At 49.3% G+C, this 19098-nt stretch carries 16 protein-coding genes; 5 read left to right on the forward strand and 11 right to left on the reverse strand.

What is annotated here, in order from left to right; translation table 11 throughout:
• Nucleotides 1-103: 103 nt before the first annotated feature.
• On the forward strand, nucleotides 104-403 hold the full coding sequence (locus tag ACFQNF_RS08065) for an STAS domain-containing protein (protein WP_046352484.1): 300 nt from the start codon (nucleotides 104-106) through the stop codon (nucleotides 401-403).
• 49 nt (nucleotides 404-452) lie between these two features.
• Here ACFQNF_RS08065 and ACFQNF_RS08070 read toward each other — a convergent pair whose 3' ends face one another.
• The 5 genes from ACFQNF_RS08070 to arsD all read right to left on the reverse strand — a co-directional run bounded on the left by ACFQNF_RS08070 (nucleotide 453) and on the right by arsD (nucleotide 5769).
• A complete protein-coding gene (locus ACFQNF_RS08070) occupies nucleotides 453-1523 on the reverse strand; it encodes an AI-2E family transporter (RefSeq protein ID WP_380187491.1) in 1071 nt (356 codons plus the stop codon).
• A gap of 273 nt (nucleotides 1524-1796) precedes the next feature.
• Complete coding sequence (locus tag ACFQNF_RS08075; protein ID WP_380187492.1) at nucleotides 1797-2099, reverse strand: hypothetical protein; 303 nt, start codon at nucleotides 2097-2099, stop codon at nucleotides 1797-1799.
• Nucleotides 2100-2381: 282 nt separating this feature from the next.
• Nucleotides 2382-3458 (reverse strand): ACR3 family arsenite efflux transporter, encoded by a 1077-nt coding sequence (gene arsB, locus ACFQNF_RS08080; RefSeq protein ID WP_465262207.1) that lies wholly within the window; start codon nucleotides 3456-3458, stop codon nucleotides 2382-2384.
• Between the two features lie 174 nt (nucleotides 3459-3632).
• On the reverse strand, nucleotides 3633-5387 hold the full coding sequence (arsA, locus tag ACFQNF_RS08085) for an arsenical pump-driving ATPase (RefSeq protein ID WP_380187493.1): 1755 nt from the start codon (nucleotides 5385-5387) through the stop codon (nucleotides 3633-3635).
• Between the two features lie 25 nt (nucleotides 5388-5412).
• A complete protein-coding gene (gene arsD, locus ACFQNF_RS08090; RefSeq protein WP_380187494.1) occupies nucleotides 5413-5769 on the reverse strand; it encodes an arsenite efflux transporter metallochaperone ArsD in 357 nt (118 codons plus the stop codon).
• Nucleotides 5770-6269: 500 nt separating this feature from the next.
• Here arsD and ACFQNF_RS08095 point away from each other — a divergent pair, with 500 nt between their 5' ends.
• From ACFQNF_RS08095 to arsJ, 3 genes are all read left to right on the forward strand, one after another.
• Nucleotides 6270-6761, forward strand: coding sequence for an arsenate reductase ArsC (locus ACFQNF_RS08095; protein ID WP_380187495.1), 492 nt, complete (start codon nucleotides 6270-6272; stop codon nucleotides 6759-6761).
• 10 nt (nucleotides 6762-6771) lie between these two features.
• On the forward strand, nucleotides 6772-7782 hold the full coding sequence (locus tag ACFQNF_RS08100; RefSeq protein WP_380187496.1) for an ArsJ-associated glyceraldehyde-3-phosphate dehydrogenase: 1011 nt from the start codon (nucleotides 6772-6774) through the stop codon (nucleotides 7780-7782).
• Between the two features lie 567 nt (nucleotides 7783-8349).
• Nucleotides 8350-9546 carry an organoarsenical effux MFS transporter ArsJ gene (arsJ, locus tag ACFQNF_RS08105; protein WP_380187497.1) on the forward strand — a complete coding sequence of 399 codons (1197 nt, stop codon included), beginning with the start codon at nucleotides 8350-8352 and terminating at the stop codon, nucleotides 9544-9546.
• 93 nt (nucleotides 9547-9639) lie between these two features.
• Here the strand turns inward: arsJ and fdhD are convergent, their stop codons facing one another.
• Together fdhD and ACFQNF_RS08115 are read right to left on the reverse strand one after the other, a co-directional pair.
• Nucleotides 9640-10431 carry a formate dehydrogenase accessory sulfurtransferase FdhD gene (gene fdhD, locus ACFQNF_RS08110; protein ID WP_380187498.1) on the reverse strand — a complete coding sequence of 264 codons (792 nt, stop codon included), beginning with the start codon at nucleotides 10429-10431 and terminating at the stop codon, nucleotides 9640-9642.
• Nucleotides 10428-12650, reverse strand: a complete 2223-nt coding sequence (locus tag ACFQNF_RS08115) for an FdhF/YdeP family oxidoreductase (RefSeq protein ID WP_380187499.1) — start codon at nucleotides 12648-12650, stop codon at nucleotides 10428-10430. The genes fdhD and ACFQNF_RS08115 overlap by 4 nt, the downstream gene beginning before the upstream one ends.
• 300 nt (nucleotides 12651-12950) lie before the next feature.
• Here ACFQNF_RS08115 and ACFQNF_RS08120 point away from each other — a divergent pair, with 300 nt between their 5' ends.
• Nucleotides 12951-13682, forward strand: a complete 732-nt coding sequence (locus tag ACFQNF_RS08120) for a PepSY domain-containing protein (RefSeq protein WP_380187500.1) — start codon at nucleotides 12951-12953, stop codon at nucleotides 13680-13682.
• Between the two features lie 478 nt (nucleotides 13683-14160).
• Here the strand turns inward: ACFQNF_RS08120 and ACFQNF_RS08125 are convergent, their stop codons facing one another.
• The 4 genes from ACFQNF_RS08125 to ACFQNF_RS08140 all read right to left on the reverse strand — a co-directional run bounded on the left by ACFQNF_RS08125 (nucleotide 14161) and on the right by ACFQNF_RS08140 (nucleotide 18830).
• Nucleotides 14161-14364, reverse strand: a complete 204-nt coding sequence (locus tag ACFQNF_RS08125) for a hypothetical protein (protein WP_380187501.1) — start codon at nucleotides 14362-14364, stop codon at nucleotides 14161-14163.
• A gap of 88 nt (nucleotides 14365-14452) precedes the next feature.
• Complete coding sequence (gene chrA, locus ACFQNF_RS08130) at nucleotides 14453-15805, reverse strand: chromate efflux transporter (protein WP_380187502.1); 1353 nt, start codon at nucleotides 15803-15805, stop codon at nucleotides 14453-14455.
• A 38-nt stretch (nucleotides 15806-15843) separates the two neighbouring features.
• Nucleotides 15844-18015 (reverse strand): TonB-dependent receptor plug domain-containing protein, encoded by a 2172-nt coding sequence (locus ACFQNF_RS08135; RefSeq protein ID WP_380187503.1) that lies wholly within the window; start codon nucleotides 18013-18015, stop codon nucleotides 15844-15846.
• 122 nt (nucleotides 18016-18137) lie between these two features.
• A complete protein-coding gene (locus ACFQNF_RS08140) occupies nucleotides 18138-18830 on the reverse strand; it encodes an SIR2 family NAD-dependent protein deacylase (protein ID WP_380187504.1) in 693 nt (230 codons plus the stop codon).
• Nucleotides 18831-19098 lie beyond the last annotated feature (268 nt).

Genomic DNA, 19098 nt, shown 5'->3' on the forward strand with positions numbered 1-19098 from the left:
TGCATCTCTACAATAAGGAAGAAGTAAAAGCTCTGGCTGCTGTCGGGCGAAATAAAGCCTCCCAGAGTGCTAGACTAAGTCAAGATCAACGAGGGACCAAACCATGCAAACCAGTACCAAAATTGACGATCATAAAGGCCGCATTATGCTGAACGGCAATTTTACGTTTGAATCGCACCGCGAATTTAAACAAGCCACTACTGCAGCATTAGAAACTCCGGGGCTAACCGAGCTTGAGATGGACTTTAGCGCGGTCGACTATATGGACTCCGCAGCGCTAGGCATGCTGCTCTTACTTAACGAGCGAGCAAATGGCCGCAAGGTCACCCTAGTCAACTGTAGAGGCACGGTAAAAGCGGTTTTAGAAATTGCCAATTTTGGCAAAATTTTCGAAATCAAATAATAAAAAAGGCACCGAAATTAAACGGTGCCTTTTTATTTACTCAAACAATTTAAATCTTATCGGCATTGATCCCCGTGCCGCCCCGAACCCAGCTGCCCAGCAGTGCATAGCACACCGCCAGTAAAGTCGGCCCCAGAAAGACGCCCAGCAAACCAAAAGCCAAAGCGCCGCCCAGCACACCAAATAAAATCAAAATAAATGGCAAATCGCTTTCTTGGCCAATAAAGAGTGGCTTCACCACATTATCTGCAGTGCCCACCACAAAAATCATCCAGATCGCCATAAAAATGGCCCAACCAGTATGGCCTTGATAATAAAGCCAAGCTGCTGCAGGTAAACCAATCAGCCCCGGCCCACCCGGCAAAATAGAAAGAAAGCAGCTAGCAAAACCCAAGGTCAGAGAATTAGGCACGCCCGCAATAAAGAAACTAAACCAAGCTAAAACGCCTTGCACCAAAGCTGTGCCCAAGAAGCCATACACTACGCCTCTCACCGTGCCTGCTGCCACATTGAGAAGTGCCTCCCCCTTCTCGCCTGCAATACGCCACATCATGCCTTTTAGCCATGCAGCGGCATTTTCACCATGTAGATAAAAGAAAAAGGCCACAATCAAACTTAAAACCAATAACAAAAACCCGCCACCCACAATCCCGCCAAAATGTAATAGCCCCGAAGCCACCGGGCCACTCAGGCCCCGAATACGCTCTAATAAGGCAGGGTCCCCCTGGCCTAATTGAATCCAGAAACCATTAACCCACTCGCCCAAATAAGGAAATGTGCTAATCCAAGCAGGCAAACTTGGCCAGCCCATTTGAAATTGCTGGCTAATGGTTTTAATTAAGGTAGCAGCCTGACTCGCAAATTCAAAGCCAGCCATCAACAAAGGAAGCACTAAGAAAGTCAGCAAAGCCCCCATTAATAGCAAAGCAGCACTAAAACGGCTTCCTCTGCAAAGCCTGACTAACCATTGATAAGGTTTCCAGGTGGTATAAACCAAAATGGCACCCCAAATAACCGAAGCTAGAAACGGTGCCATAATCATTAAACCCAACCAGATTAGCGCCCCCATCGCCAGGATTGCTGCCAGAGGTTCGATCAAATCAGAACTACGTATACGCATATCAGCTCGCCTTTAGCCTCCAGAATGGGCGTTGCTAGCATACCCTTAAAAGTGGTAATTGACCGCTACATATTGCCTAAGAACATTCCTGTTTTTTACTTTTGAATGTTCAATTACTCTAAATCACTTTAAAAGCAAACTCACAGACGCGAAGCGCTCTCCCCGCAGCTCATCTACGATTCACTCTAATCAGTGGCATTACAAACATCTAAAAATAAGAGACCAAGCTACACTTGAAGAAATAGCCAAATCAGATTATAAAAACAGTCTAATTTAGTCATGGTATAGGTAAGAGAAGCGCTTAGATTGAGCAATTAAGCCAGCCACAATCACCGCAGCCTGATGACGACCTGCAATTGTATTAATTTTTTCATCGCACTCTTCTAGAGCCACATGAATTTCGCAAGCCAAGTGAAACAATAAAGTTTTTTCTTTCAAAGGTGCCATAGGCAGGTAATAGTTAATTTCATCAACAACGTGATCCGCTAATTCATTCGAATACTGTGCCTTAGATGTCAAAATACGTTCATATAAACGCACGCCGATCACACCAAGCGCAAGCAGCTGGGTGGGCATGATTTAACTCCTATTCAAATAAGTATTAATCCACTCTAGACTTAACTAAACTCAGCAATTGCCCCTCCCGTCGGATGGTGGCTTATGCCTGCTAGACTAAAACAGCTGCTTAGCCTCGTTCTAAATAAAAAACCATTAATTCTGAAAAATAAGCATTTTTTAAAGGATAAATTATGATTTTTTAGCTCAATCATGCAAAAAGCATAAAAACGTGTGTAATCTCCCTCACACCGCGCAGCCCATAAAAACACGGCATTAAGGCCAAGCCCTAACGCTCAAAGCTTAAAGCTCAATCACCGCCTTTTTCTCATACCAAGGCTTGCTGCGATTTACTACGTTCACCACCAGCAACATCACAGGCACTTCAATCAATACACCCACCACCGTGGCCAGCGCCGCGCCAGAATGAAAGCCAAAGAGACTAATAGCAGCAGCCACAGCGAGCTCAAAGAAATTAGATGCGCCAATGAGCGCCGATGGCCCGGCGACATTGTGTTTCTCACCCACTACACGGTTCAGCCAATAAGCCAAGCCAGAGTTAAATAACACTTGAATCAAGATCGGCACGGCCAATAGAGCAATAATTAAAGGCTGTTTCAGAATCGCCTCACCTTGAAAGGCAAACAGCAGCACTAAGGTGGCTAATAATGCAGTAATCGACCACGGCCCAATTTTAGACATCGCCGTATCAAATGCCGCTAGGCCTTTGCTTAATAAAGATTTGCGCAGGATTTGGGCGATGATCACCGGAATCACAATATATAAAACCACCGAAGTAATCAGCGTATCCCACGGCACAATAATTGCCGACATCCCGAGTAAAAACGCCACCAGCGGTGCAAAAGCTACCACCATAATGGCGTCGTTTAAGGCCACTTGTGACAGAGTAAATAAAGGGTCACCTTTGGTGAGCTTGCTCCAAACAAACACCATCGCCGTGCATGGTGCGGCGGCGAGTAAAATCAATCCAGCGATATAGCTATCAATTTGATCGCTTGGCAAATAGGGCGAAAACCATTGCCGAATAAATAACCACGCCAAAAACGCCATCGAAAACGGCTTGACCAACCAATTAATAAACAGCGTCACGCCGATGCCACGGATATGTTTACGCACCTCGCCAAGGGCTGAAAAATCCACCTTGACGAGCATCCGGATAATCATAATCCAGATCAACACCCCCACAGGCAGGTTCACTTTGGCGATCTCCATGCTGCCAATGGACTGAAACACTGTCGGCCAAAACTGGCCTAAGACTATCCCCACCAGAATGCACGCAAATACCCAGAGCGTGAGATAGCGCTCAAACACGCTCATCGATGCGCTGGGTGCGCAACTTACTTCACATTGAACAGACACGGGTTTTCTTCCTCTAAGTCACTGATGTTACGCAGCCCAAACTAAAAATCAATGCGTTACGATTTTTCAAATGAGCTACAGGCCGCATTCCTACTGAACACCTGCGTAACATCAGTAAGTAAAACTGTTTTAGGCCTGCCTTTTAAGGCTGGCCTAATGACCTTGAACATCCTTTTATTGATTACTCGCAGAGAGTGCCAATAATCTTTCTACGCCAACAGGCTCTTCCTTTAGCAAGGGAACCAGTGCATAGCGCATAGCGTGCTTACTCATCACCGCGTCAATTTCTGCTAGCTCATTGTGGGCGCGTTGGCGCAATAAAGGGGATTGCGCTTGGGTGGCGGCGATGCTGTTATTGATCACCCAAGCCCAAGGCTCGATCCCTGCACGACGTAAATCGGCTTGCAACTGAGCCGCCTCCAGTACCGGCGTGGTTTCGGCCAAGGAGACCAGTAGCACTTTGGTTTGCTTTGGGTCTTGTAGCTGCATCATTGGGGTGAGGTAATGCAGATTTTTGTCGACCATTTGGCGGCTTACTTCACGGTGATAAGCGCCGGTTGCATCTAATAGCAGCAGCGTATGCCCTGTAGGGGCGGTATCCATCACCACAAACTTTTTGCCCGCCTCACGAATAATCCGAGAAAAAGCCTGAAAGACGGCGATTTCCTCGGTGCAAGGCGAGCGCAAATCTTCTGCTAGCATGGCTCGGCCCGCCTCATCCAACTTGGCCCCTTTGGTTTTGAGTACATGCTGACGATAGCGCTCAGTTTCCTCATGAGGATCGATGCGGCTGACGCTGAGCTGCTCTAGCGAGCCTGCTAATGTTTCGTTTAAATGTGCAGCAGGATCAGATGTGGTCAATAAAACGGGCAAGCCACGATGAGCCAGCTCAACCGCAACAGCCGCTGCTAGCGTCGTTTTACCTACGCCGCCTTTGCCCATTAACATCACCAAGCCATGCCCATCGGCAGCAATCTCATCCACTAAAGCGGACAAATTAAGTGCATGGACTAAAGGAACTGGAACGGCCGTAGTAGCAGGCGCTACAGCGCTAAATAAGTGGCGCAGAGCGTCCAAGCCCACAAGATTAAATGGTTTTAAGGCCAGCTGGTCGCAAGGTAAGCTTTTAAGAATGAGCGGCATGGCTTGTAAAGCAGCCGCTTCGCGCGTGCAGATTGCGGCGGCTAATGGATCAAGCTTAGCTTCGCTGGCGGGAAGCACGCCGTTAATCACTAAATATTGCTGGCTTAGGCCAATCGATGCCAGCTCTTCATGGGTACGGGCCACTTCGCGTAAGGTGGCTTGTTGAGCACGAGCCACCAACACTAGACGGGTGCGCTGCGGGTCAGCCAAGGCATCAACGGCTGCTTTATATTGACTGCGCTGTTTTTCTAGCCCCGCTAAAGGGCCAAGGCAGGACGCATCGCCTTTGCCTTCCGCTAAAAAGCCACTCCATGCCCCCGGTAATTGCAATAAACGGATGGTGTGGCCCGTTGGGGCGGTATCGAAAATAATATGCTCATAAGCCGTGGTGAGTTTTGAATCAACCAGTAAGGCTGTAAATTCATCAAAGGCAGCAATTTCGGTAGTACATGCACCAGAGAGTTGTTCTTCAATCCCTTTTACCACCGCCTCAGGCAACACACCGCGTACCGGGCCAACAATACGATCACGGTAAACTTGGGCTGCGGCTTGCGGGTCAATTTCTAAGGCGGCCAAATGAGCAACGGCAGGAATGGCGGTAATCTGATTACCAATATGAATGCCAAATACTTGCCCCACATTAGAGGCGGGATCAGTGCTTACCAATAAGACTTCTTTACCTCTTGCGGCCAGCTGAATGGCCGTCGCGCAAGCAATCGATGTTTTACCTACGCCGCCTTTACCAGTAAAAAAGATAAAACGCGGTACTTGTTCGAGAAATTTCATGATGTTCTCTTTTAATTTGGCTAACTTAGCAGCAACGACCACCTGAGCAGCAGCTGCTCTCGACTTCCTCAACCGGCAGCGGGATCTGGGCCCAGCGTGCTAATTCAGCGCGTGCAGGATAACGTCCTGCGAGTGCGACCTCTCCATTCACTAAAATCAAAGGTAGAGCGTCTGCGCCTGAGCGCTCAAGAAACGCTTTAACTACGCCGTTTTCGGCAAAATCCATGGGCTGTTGTGCCAAATTAAAGCGCTCAATCTGCCCACCATTTTGCTTCGCCCAATCAACATCGGCAGAAAAGCTCACCAGTGCCTGATCGATGTCTACACCGCATACACCCGTGCTACAACAAAGTGCGGGATCAAAAATCTGAATTGTGTTCATAGTTATTCTCCTGTTGAGGCTTTTTGAGATCGTAATAGGTATGCACTCAATCCTATCAACTTAGCCATATATCATGGTGCTGCCACACCATGACAAGCATTGAATCACCGTAGGGCGGGTGCAACCCGCGTATTTTTCAGCATTGCTCGCGGGTTGCACCCGCCCTACGAATAACGTTTTGCTTAAGTTGATAGGATTGGGTACGCACTGCCTTCGCCTTATCTCGCTCTAGACACCAGAAGGCCTTGCTCTAGAGCGCTGAAGACGAGTTCAACATCAATGAAATATTTGCTCGGTAAGGTAGGTAGTGCTTTTCCCCGTGCTCTGAACCTTGATTTTGGTTCAAACGATTTGTCCTAAATTTCTGATCCTCGAGCGGATGGCAGAAATTTTAAAATGGAAGCGGCAGGTTTTTATACACTTCAACTATACAACCATATTTGAAATATTGTATAGTCATTCTTACCAAACCGGCAATTTATGCCAATACGGAGAAAAGCGTGAGCAAAGTCTACAACGTCCTATTTATTTGTACCGGCAACTCGGCCCGCAGTCAGATGGCAGAAGCATTATTAAATCATACGAGCAATACGCGTTTTAAGGCTTATAGCGCAGGGAGTCATCCTGGCAATCAAGTGAACCCTCTGGCCATCGAAACGCTTGAACATGCAGGTGTTAAGACTGAGGGCTTACGTTGTAAAAACTGGGATGAGTTTGCTACAGCAGATGCACCAGCAATGGATTTTGTCTTTACACTTTGTGATGCCGCCGCTGGGGAAGCATGCCCTGTATGGTCGGGCCACCCGACTCGGGCCCATTGGGGCATTGCATCTCCAAGTGAAAACGATGGTAAAGACGCTCAACGTAAAGCCTTTTTAGATACCATGCTGATCCTGAGACGCCGGATTGATATGTTCACTGCCTTACCTATCGATAAATTAGATAATTTGGCATTAAAGCTTCGTGTTGATGAAATCGGCCAAGATAACTAAGGAATCTAAAATGAGCATCAAAGTAGGTATTAACGGCTTTGGCCGTATGGGACGTTTAACCCTACGCGCCGCTTGGAGCTGGCCCGATATTGAATTTGTGCAGATCAACGATCCGGCTGGCGACGCGGCCACCTTGGCGCATTTACTTAACTTTGATTCGGTACACGGGCGCTTTGCGCATAATGCTGAAGCGATCAATGATGAAATTGTGATTGGCGAACAGCGAATTAAAGTCAGCCACAATAAGGCGATTGGCGACACCGATTGGTCGGGCTGCGATGTGGTCATCGAAGCTTCGGGCAAAATGCGCAAAGTAGAATTGCTGCAAGCCTATCTGGATCAAGGTGTAAAACGTATCGTCGTCACCGCGCCAGTCAAAGAAGCCGGAGTCTTAAATGTGGTGGTTGGGGTGAATGATCATCTTTATGATCCAGCCCAGCACCACATTGTGACGGCCGCCAGCTGCACCACCAATTGCCTGGCTCCGGTCGTAAAAGTGATTCACGAGCAGATCGGCATCCGTCACGGCAGCATGACCACCATTCATGATCTGACCAATACCCAAACGATTATCGATGCGCCGCACAAAGATCTGCGCCGCGCTCGTTCTTGCGGCACCAGCCTGATCCCCACCTCCACCGGATCGGCCACCGCCATTACTGAGATTTTCCCGGAGCTAAAAGGCCGCTTAAACGGCCATGCCGTGCGCGTGCCATTAACCAATGCATCGCTCACCGATTGTGTATTTGAGCTGGAACGCGCCACCACCGTAGAGGAAGTCAACGGCCTGCTAAAAGCCGCATCCGAAACCTACCTTAAAGATATTCTGGGCTACGAAGAGCGCCCACTGGTATCGATCGACTATCGAGGCGATGCGCGCTCATCCATCATCGACGCACTCTCTACCATGGTGATCAACGGTACGCAGCTCAAGCTCTACGCTTGGTACGACAATGAATGGGGCTATGTGAATCGCACGGCAGAGTTGGTGAGGCTGGTTGGGCGAGATTTGTCCGCATGAACGAGCGGTGTCTATTAGACGAGTGGACTCACTCTATGTACATCAAGTTAGGCGTATTGCCAAACATCGAATCATCGTAGGGGGGATGAAACCCCATGTGCGCTAACCAAAGTCAAAAGACCTTTTATTAGAGCCTTCGGCACGTTGATTTTGGAGCGGTAGCCACCGCGGGGCCTTCCTTTCTTGCTTCGCCAAGAAACGAAGCCAAAGAAGGCGACCCCACGAAACACGAAGGCCCCTGCGCTGCGGACAATCGAGTCGGCGGCGGGCGAGACTCGCTCGTGCCTCGCTGCCTCTGGCCGAAACCCCGCCCCGCTTGTTCCTCGCTCCGGCGTGTTTCAAGGGGACTTTAAAGCCCTATGCAGAGAGCGTAGTCATTACGTTTTTCGCTGTCTGCTAATGAAAAAGCAATTTGGTTAGCACGTATGGGTTAAACCCGCCGAGTTCATCATTTCGCGCCAAAGTCTGGCGGGTTTAATCCGCCCAACAAAAGATGCAACACATACCATTGTATTTAACTTGACACCTATAGGCACAAGCGTGCCCACCCTACACTTTGGACGACCCATGCTCTCCCCGCAAATCCGCCAATATCTGATCATCACCGGTAATTACTGGGCCTTTACCCTCACCGATGGGGCGCTGCGGATGTTGGTGGTTTTGCATTTTCATCAGCTTGGCTTTTCGCCGCTAAGCTTGGCTATGCTGTTTTTGTTTTACGAAATTTTTGGTGTGATCACCAATCTTGTCGGGGGCTGGTTGGGCGCGCGCATTGGCTTAAATAAAACCATGAATATCGGCCTTGGCCTGCAAGTGATTGCCCTCTTGGCACTCACCGTGCCCACGGCCATGCTCACCGTGCCTTGGGTGATGGCGGCGCAAGCCCTATCTGGGATCGCCAAAGATTTAAATAAAATGAGCGCCAAAAGCAGTATTAAAACGCTGGTGCCCGCAGGGGCAGAAGGCAGGCTTTATCAATGGGTGGCCCTGTTAACCGGCTCTAAAAATGCACTCAAAGGCGTGGGATTTTTTCTAGGCGGGGTCTTGCTCACCCTACTGGGCTTTAGCGGCGCGGTGCTACTGATGGCAAGCTTATTACTCTTGGTATGGCTAGCTAGCGTGATCACGCTTAAAGAAGACTTGGGCAGGGCCAAGAATAAGCCCAAGTTCAGCGAAATCTTTTCTAAGAGTAGGTCGGTGAATGTTTTATCCGCAGCGCGGTTATTTTTATTTGGCGCACGCGATGTATGGTTTGTGGTGGCACTGCCGGTGTTTTTATCACAAACGCTAGGCTGGAGTCCCCATGATGTCGGCTCATTCTTTGCCGCATGGGTGATAGCCTATGGCGTGGTGCAATCTTTTGCGCCCTATCTAACCGGTAAAAAAGCGGAACAAGTGCCCGATGGGAAAAGCGCTTTTATCTGGGCTTTACCGCTAGCCCTTGTACCCGCTGGCATCGCAATAGCCATGAACTACAGGCAAAACTTGCAGGCTATTATTATTGGCGGCTTATTCCTATTTGGCGTTTTATTTGCCATTAATTCATCGCTGCATAGCTATTTAATTGTCAGCTACGCCAAAGACGACGGCGCGTCGCTCGATGTCGGCTTTTACTATATGAGTAATGCCATGGGGCGCTTACTCGGTACGGTATTATCTGGCTGGGTGTTTCAAAGCGCGGGATTCGCCGCTTGCCTGTGGATTTCAGCGGTGTTTATCGCTTTAGCAGCTGTGATTTCTACGGCTTTACCACGACATAATTAAAATGTAAGCACGGTCTTAGAACAGTATAATTATATGTAATCTATTTTTATACTGGATTCCTCTTACGCCAGAATCACCCAGCGTGGCATGCCATCAATGGCGAAACACCCTTTCCGGATGGGTATAAATAGTGAAGCGCTGCTCACGAACAAAGCCTAGCAGAGTGATATTGGCCAACCTTGCCTGCGCGATAGCCAGATGGCTGGGGGCGGAGATTGCGGCGATGATAGGTATTTGGGCGCGAGCAGCTTTTTGGATCAGATCGTAAGAGAGGCGTGAAGACATCAGGAGCACGCCATCCGGCCTTTGCCGCTGGCTGGCTAAATGGCCGATCAGCTTATCGAGTGCATTGTGGCGGCCCAAGTCTTCAAATACCGTTAACTGCCCTGCCGCCCACCAACCCGCAGCATGCACGCCGCCTGTTTGCTGGTGCATGGTTTGCAGCTGACTTAAGGCTTGCATGCCTGCCAAAATAGCCTGCGGCTCAATTTGAAAATCTGATACAAACGGCGGTGGTGCGCGCATCACCTCGGCAAGCTGCTCGCTTCCGCACAGACCGCATGCAGTGCGGCTTTGCAGATTACGGCGACGGCTGCGCAGCTTGGCGGCAAATTCATTGGGGATTTGCAAGTGCGCCTCATAGCCATCGTGGCTGGCTCTGATTTCAACGGCCAGTATTTGGTAATAGGCATCCACTATGCCCTCGCTCAGGCTAAAGCCAATTGCCAGTTGTTCCAGATGAAGCGGGCTACACAGCATTACCAAATAGGCCACGCCGTTGTAGACCAAGAGCAGCGGCACTTCTTCCGCCACCTGCTGCTCCAGCACTTGTAAGCCATCATCGACATAAAAATGCGCTATTACGGTTTGAATGCCCTCGCTCATGCTTGCAGATACACCACTAAGGCTTTGCTGGCCGGCGTCATTGCCCCAACAGCGTAGTAATCCAAGGGCACCAGCGGATTGGTTTCTGGAAAATAAGCGGCCATGCAGCCCCTTGGAATATCAAAAGGCTGCAGGCGGAAGTCATTCACCTGCCGCTCGCGATCAAACCACACTGAAATAATATTTACGTATTGATCAGCTTGTAAACCCTGCTCGGCCATATCTTCGGCATTGATAAACAATACTTTTCGCTCATTTTGAATGCCACGATAGCGATCATTTCTGCGGTAAACCGTGGTGTTGTACTGATCGTGGCTGCGAATCGTGGTGAGTGTCAGTAGAGGATGCGTGGTCAAGCCTTGCAGCTGTTCACGAATAGATACTTGCAAGGCATGCACTTTAAAACGCGCCTTGCCCACCACCCAACGCCGCTCCCTTGCTGTATTACCCAGATAAAAACCACCGGGCACGCGTACCCGCTGATTAAAGTCGGCAAAGTCTGGGATCGCTACGGCAATTAAATCGCGGATCAAATCGTAATCCTGAATCAAGGCCATAAAATCTACGGAGCTATCGACCAGCGTGGCGGCCGCCATACGCGCCACAATTTCTGGCTCGGACAATAAATGCGGGGACGCTGGCGTTTTAATACCGTGAGTTAGATGCACCATACTCATCGAATCTTCAACAGAAATGCTTTGCGGCTGCTCATTTTGCAGATCGATTTCTGTGCGCCCAAGGCAGGGCAAAATCAGCGCATCCAGCCCCGGCACAAGGTGCGAACGATTAAGCGTGGTGGTGATATGTACCGTTAGGTTTTGCTTACGCAAAGCGGCGTGGGTGCGCTCGGTGTCTGGCGTGGCGGCCGCAAAGTTACCGCCCATGGCGATAAACACCTTGCCAGCACCTGACTCCATCGCGGCAATGCTTTCCACCACATTGCGCCCCTGTTGGGATGGTGGTGTAAAACCACAGGCCTTACCTAGCTGCTGCAAAAAGACCGCGCTGGGGCGCTCATTAATCCCCATGGTGCGATCGCCCTGCACATTGGAATGCCCGCGCACTGGGCAAACACCTGCGCCGGGCTTGCCGATATTGCCCTTCACCAACAGCACATTGCAGAGCATTTGGATGGTCGCCACCGCATGCTGATGCTGGGTAATACCCATGCCCCAGGTAATAATCGTAGCTTTGCTCTGGATATACACATCCCCAAGCTGCTTTAATTCGGTCAGCGTTAAGCCGCTATGGCTGACCAGATCTTCCCAAGAAGTGGCGGCAATATCGGCCACCAGCTCGGTAAAGCCTTCAGTATGCTCAGCAATAAAAGCCTGATCCGCGGCTCCTGCCTCCAAGACCGATTTAAGCAGCGCTTTAGCAATCGCCAGATCACCACCCAGCTGTGGCTGCACATAGAGCGAGGCAATGGGTGAAGCGGAGTTAGACAGCATTTGCAGCGGGTTTTGCGGGTCTTGAAACAAGACTAAGCCGCGCTCTTTTAGCGGATTAATCACTACAATCTGGCAGCCCCGTTGCGCCGCTTCATGCAAAGTGCCCAGCATGCGCGGATGATTAGTGCCGGGGTTTTGCCCAAAAATAAAAATCGCCTCGGCGTGATCAAAGTCTTCCAGCGTCACCGTGCCCTTGCCCACGCCAATGCTGGCATTGAGCGCAAAGCCGCTGGGCTCGTGACACATATTCGAGCAATCGGGCATATTATTCGTGCCATAGAGGCGCACAAATAACTGATATAAAAACGCCGTTTCATTACCAGTACGCCCCGAGGTATAAAAATGCGCCTCGTCTGGCTTTATCTCTTTCAAATGCCTTGCAATTAGTTGAAACGCATCATCCCAGCTAATCGGCAAATAACGATCACTGACCGCATCAAAGCGCATTGGTGCGGTTAGCCTGCCCTGCTGCTCCAGCGAATAATCATCCCATTGTTGCAAATCACTGACGCTATACTCTGCAAAAAAATCAGCCTCAACTCGCTTGGATGTAATCTCGTGGCCAATCGCCTTTGCACCGTTTTCACAGAATTGCACTCGGGTATTAGGCTTATCCGGCCAAGCACAACCAGGGCAATCAAAGCCATCGGGCTGATTAGCATTGGCTAACGCAATCACAGATTTGCCCGCATGACTTGGCTCAATGGTGGCAAGCGTTGCTTTTAGTGCACCCCAGCCACCCGCTGGCGATGGTTTTTTCTGCGACATTCTGGCTTTCCTAAGCTCAATTGCATATTGAGAGCGAGCGCTCCGATCAGAATAGCGTTGTCTAGCAGCCAATCCCGCGCTCAATCTTACTTAGGCCTGATATTTCAATCCAGTAATCTTTCAGCCAATATTCACGTAAGTATCTTTCCGTCAGATCCCCGCTCCGCCCTCAAACTTAAAACCAGCGATTGACTGCTGCCTAAAGGAAGCCAAGCCATCTTGAGACAAACAACATAAACCCCACAAGCACCGTGTATTAGAATAGCGCCCATAAAAATAATTCTTAATCAGGGTATTAAAATGAGTTTGGCAGCAACCTTCTTTCGTTGGCATCGTTGGATCGGCTATCTAGTGGCATTTCAGGTTTTGGCATGGATACTCGGTGGGCTGCTGTTTGCTTGGCTGCCTTTTCAGGATTGGATTAAATGCGGCGAAGTGATGGAAAAACCACGCCAGCCACTACCTGCCAATTGGGCAACGCAAATCGGCCCCATGCCAACAGATAAAGGCGCTTTGCTCGGTGTGCAAAGCATTGCCACAGCCACTGGCCCGGCACTCAAGCTGCGTTTTGAAAAAGAAGAGCTACTCTTTAGCATGGCAGGAGGTGCAGTCTTGGCTGCCAACATCGGCAACATCCGTCAGTTTGCCCACAGCATCTATAAAGGCGAAGGCAAATTAGCTGAAGTAATCAAAATCAAAGAAGCCCCCCGCCGCCTTGGCATGGTGCATGAGTTTTCTGCCCGCCAGAATGTATGGGTGGCGCGATTTGATGATGCGCTGCAAAGCCGATTTTATTTTGATGGCCAGAGCGGCGAGCTATTAGCAGCCCGTAATGAAGCATGGGTGATTTACGACTTTTTCTGGCGCTTGCACGTCATGGATTACAGTGAAGGCGAGGATTTTAACAACAGCCTATTACGCGGCACCTCCATCGTCGCCATGGGACTAACCCTCACCGGCTTTGCACTCAGCTTTTTTGCGATCAGGCGGAGTTGGCGAAGGAGGACTAAGGTAGTAAAACCCAAGTCTTGAACCACACAGGGCACGGAGAACACAGAGGCTCACGAAAAAAATAGGTCTCACGTAGGGCGGGTGAAACCCGCCGCTTTCCGTAGCATTTCCTACCAAGGTCTGGCGGGTTTCACCCCATGTACGCTAAGCAATTTGGTTTTTAGTAGCAAACAAAGAAAAATGATGATGACTACGCTCTCGGTACGGGGCTTAAATCTCCCCTTGAAACACGCAAGCTCCGAACAAGCGGGGCGGGGGATCGCTTGGGAGCGAGGTACGAGCCAATCCCGCCCGCCGCCGACTCGATTGTCCGCAGCGAAGGGGTCTTCGTGTTTCGTGGGGCGGCCTTCTTTGCGTACTATGATTTCTGGCCGTTCAAGAAAGTGAGTCCCTCGCGGGGGAATCCCGCACCAAAATCAACGTGCCGAAGGCACTAAAAAGGTCTTTTTGACTTTAGTTATTCAACATCGCTCGTGGGGCTCACTCGCCCCACAACGCATCAGGCCTGATGAACACCCGGCTGATCATCCCTCAAACGAAAACAGGCCCGCTCGAATAAATCTTGTATATCTGGCTCTAGCTCACAGGCATCGGACAATCGCTCCAACAGATTAGCTGCTTGCTGCGCGGCATGATGGCAGCCCGTTTCATGATGCTTCAGCAAAAGGCTTAAAGCGCCAATGCATAAATCTCCATTGCCCATTTCCTGCCCTCACAAGCTTGATGAAAGAATGATTCTTCAGTGTAATATAATTGATATTAATTATCATTTATATTTTTCACCTTATGCCTTATATGAAGGATCCCATCTTCAAAGCCAGCCCCAGCAAGGCACATGCCGCAATCACATGAATGACATTGCGCTTAAACCGAAATAAAGCCACCGCAGCAGCCAAGGCGATCAGCGCCGATATCCAATCAAACGTGCCAGCAAACCCCGTAGGCCACAGCACGTGATAGCCGAAAAACAGCGCCAGATTTAAAATCACCCCAACAACCGCGGCAGTAATAGCGGTGAGTGGCGCGGTGAATTTCAAATCGTTATGCGTCGATTCCACCATAGGGCCACCGGCCAGAATAAAAATAAATGAAGGCAAAAAAGTAAACCATGTGACCAAAGTGGCCGCAGCCGCTCCTGCCCAAAACAGGCTATCCAGCCCGAATAATTCCTTGCTATAGCCTCCAATAAAGCCCACAAAGGCCACCACCATAATCAAGGGGCCAGGTGTGGTTTCACCCAGCGCCAAGCCATCGATCATTTGCACCGGCATCAGCCAGCCATAATGATCCACCGCGCCCTGATACACATAGGGCAGTACCGCGTACGCTCCACCAAAGGTCAGCAAGGCTGCCTTGCTAAAGAACCAGGCCATTTGCGTAAAGGTATGCTCCCAACCGTAGCTTGCCAGTAACAGCCCCATAGGAATCAGCCAGAGCAGCAAGCCTACAATGGCGATTTTAATCAAGCCAGCCCAACGAAAACGCGCATGCTCTGGCGTTGGCGTGTCGTCATCAATCAGCGCAGGGCCAAAAGAGAGATCGGCCTTACCGTGGCCACCACCCGCTCTAAATTGCTCCGGAGCAATGCGCCCGCCGATATAGCCAACTAAAGCTGCCACCGCCACAATCACAGGAAAAGGTAGTTTTAAAGCAAAAATAGCGACAAAAGATGCGGTGGCAATCGCCCATAGCGTATTGTTTTTGAGTGCACGAGATCCGATGCGATGCGCGGCTTGCAGCACAATCGCCGTGACCGCAGGCTTAATCCCGTAAAACAATCCAGCCACCAGAGGTAGATTGCCAAAGGCGATATACACCCAAGAAAGCCCAATTAAAATAAATAAAGAGGGCAAGACAAACAACACACCTGCCGCGATGCCACCACGGGTTTTGTGCATTAGCCAGCCGATATACGTTGCTAATTGCTGAGCCTCGGGGCCGGGCAACACCATGCAGTAATTCAGCGCATGCAGAAATCGCCGCTCAGAAATCCAGCGCCGCCGCTCTACCAACTCTTGGTGCATGATAGAAATCTGCCCCGCAGGCCCGCCAAAGCTAATCAAACCCAGCTTGAACCAAAATAAAAAAGCCTGCCAAAAGCTCACTGGTAGCGGTGCAGATTGGGGCGTTTCAAGCGGGGGCATAAGATCCTCTGGGGATTGGGATTGGATAGGCGACATTCTTATAAACGCATTTCTAAAACCGCCCGCGCCGTCATCTCACTTTGGCTAGTGGTGGTTTGCTGGCGAATTCCGTTTCGATCCGCATAAGTAGATTCGGCGATATGATCTTCAGCCAATATATTGGCGAATGAAATACGCAGTTGCATCGCCGAGTTAATTTTCCATACGCCATATAGATCGAGCGTGCGTTTGGCAGGATTAATAGCCGTTTGGGTATTAGAAAGCCGAGTTGTCGCCGCACTCTGAAAATTATAATTACCACCTAAAGTCAGCGCGTCACCCGGCAATTTATAATCCACGCCAAAATTAGCACTGATAGGCGTTTGTTGATCCAAACGATTATCTGGGCCAGCTATTGATTCAACTTCTGACCAATTGGCAGCCACATTGGCGCGAAGATCTAGGGCAGGCGCATCAGACCAATACTGTTTTACATTAAATTTGGCTTCTAATTCTGCGCCATGCAACAGAGCGCGGCCCTGATTAAATGGCTGAGAAACCCACTTGCCATTTATTTTCATGAGCGATGGTAAAATCACATCATCAATTTGGCGGGCATAAATGCTGGCGCTTAGCACACCGCCTTTTTCCAGATAATGCTCAAAAGCCAAATCAACTCCCCATGCTAATTCAGGACGTAAATTAGGATTGCCCTTAGTATCTGGTGTGGTGGAGCTATTGTCATTTGCCACATTACGCCGAGGAATTAAATCGCGAGTATTGGGTGCTTTATATGTACGACTCAGCGCAAATCTCAGCTGGTCTTTCTCCGCCAATTTCCACAGCGTTTGTAAAATAGGGCTAAGCACACTGGAGCGATTACTTACCTCGTCCATCGTATTACCTTCACTTTGAGTGGCAATTTCTTCCCAGCGCAAGCCCATATATAAGGACCACTGCGGCAAAATTTCCCACTCATCCTGAGCAAACACAGCAAGGCGTTCTACCTTGGCGGTATATGAATCATCACGATAAATACTTGGCCTGCCAGAGGCGGTTTCCTGCCTCAGCTTATCCTCGGCCCGCCAATTGTATTCACCCTCCCAGCCTATAACAAAAGAATGGCCTTCCACATAAGCGTGCATGTATTTACCACTCAGGCTAAAGCCATAGTCACTGGCAAGCGAGGTGATATTGCGGCTAAGCGCAGGCAAATCTTTTACATCAAAACCTTCAAGCTGACTCTCTGCCTCACGCCGGTTATAAGTAACACCCAGCTTAAGATCAAGCTTGGCTCCGCTCGCAAGCTGATGCAAGACACTCAGCTTGCTTCTAAATTGGCTGCTGTCAGAAACGCTGCGGGTAAAATCCCGAACCAAAGGCGGCGGCTCACCCAAACCAGTCAGCCTGAGCTCTTCCCCTCCTCCTTCAGAATGCTGAAAGCGCAATAAACTCTCTAAATTAATGCTGTTGCCATGACCCAAATCCCACATCAGCCTTGGCGCAAGATTAAGCCTGTCGCTTTGCCCAAAGTCTCTTTTCTGGGTAAGCCTTGCTAGGCTCAAAACAGCCTCTGTGTTACGTTCTTCTTGATCTACATGGGATACGTCGACACTTTTACTCCGGCCAATTCCACCAGAAATCGTATAAGAGAAACCGCTATCACGATCTGAAAGCAGACCATCTACAGCAATACCGGGCTCGCCACCATCGCTGGAAGCAGCCAGCTTGATATCGCGGCGCGACATATCTACTTTTCTTTTTAAGATGATATTGATCGAGCCAGCAATCGCCTGCGTGCTAGCATCCGCAGTGGCGGCTCGGGCCACTTCGATGCGCTCGATCAATTCAGGAGAAATAGAATCTAAAGAAAATCCGGGCGGAGCACGCTCACCATTAAGCATAACCTGCGTGTAGCCACTACCAAGGCCACGCATCCGCACTTGGCCCCCCTTACCCTGCACACCACGCACACTAATCCCCGGTACGCGCTTTAAAACATCAACAAGACTGCTATCGCCATAACGCACGATATCCGCCTCTAAAATCACGGTTTTTGTTGCAGTGGAGCTACGCCTATCGTCTTTGTGGCCAAGCACTTCAACGCGCTGTACTTTATTCACAGTAGTAGAAGGACTAGCAGATTCATCCAGCCCTAAGCGCTCTTCAGCCATCGCAGCACAGGCAATAAAACACACAGGAAGAAAATGTATATAGGCGCGAAGAGGCATAGGAAAAATATCAAGAAGAATGGCCGTACTATGCCACGGCAATCAAAACAATATTGTATTTATATCGCATATAAATATGCACAAATGATTCAGTACCGTAATTCAAGCCTGCAATAAATAAGTCATTGCATTGAATCCATCCACTTTAATAAGCCCGCTTCAGCTGTATCTTCCATCCCAATCACACCACTTACTTTGGCAACAGCAGGTATTTTCTTATCAATAAAAATAATCTGCGGATGTTTTCCAGCAGATCGGATCATCGCAATCGGATTCACCACATTCAGGCTGGTACCCACAATAACAAAAGTATCCGTGCTTTTTAAATCCTCAATCAGCCAATGTAATGCCTCATATTCCGGTGCCATTTCACCAAAAAATACAATACCGGGCTTTACCATTACACTGCCACAGGCCGCGCATTCACTCGGCTCAAATACATGATCGGCGATATCCCAATAGTGATAACACTGTGCACAAGACATCTGATCCACTCTGCCATGCAAATGCAATACATCAGCCGTACCCGCAGCTTCGTGCAATAAATCAATATTGGTGGTAATCACTTTAACTGGCTGTTGTTGCTGCAATTTTTCAATGGCTAAATAACCCGCATGAGGTTTTGCCACGGCATATTGCAATTTACGTTCGTTATAAAACTGAAAAGTTAAATCACGAATATGCTGATCTTTAATAAACTGGGGAAAATTACACACCTGATTAATATCATAATTCTCCCAAAGCCCACCCGTATCCCTAAAAGTAGGCAAACCCGAATCCGCCGCCATACCCGCACCGGTAAAAATATAAATCATCGCATTCGCTCCAATTTGGCCTTTAATATCATGATATTAATCATACGCTCATGCGGGTATTGCGATGAGCTTAGGCAGGTTTTGTAGGTCGGGTTAGCGGCTGTATGCGTAACCCGACACGCGAACCACCGAAGGTTATCGTGACGCTAAGGCGACATTCCTTCCGCCCAAAGCAAAACCCCCGCCTCTTTCGAGTACGGGGGTTCTGTTTACTGCATCTTTACTACTTTAACGTGCGAATCTTTGATTCGCTCAGTAAGGGGGTGTC

Source organism: Iodobacter arcticus (assembly GCF_042664895.1).
Classification (GTDB): Bacteria; Pseudomonadota; Gammaproteobacteria; order Burkholderiales; family Chitinibacteraceae; genus Iodobacter; species Iodobacter arcticus.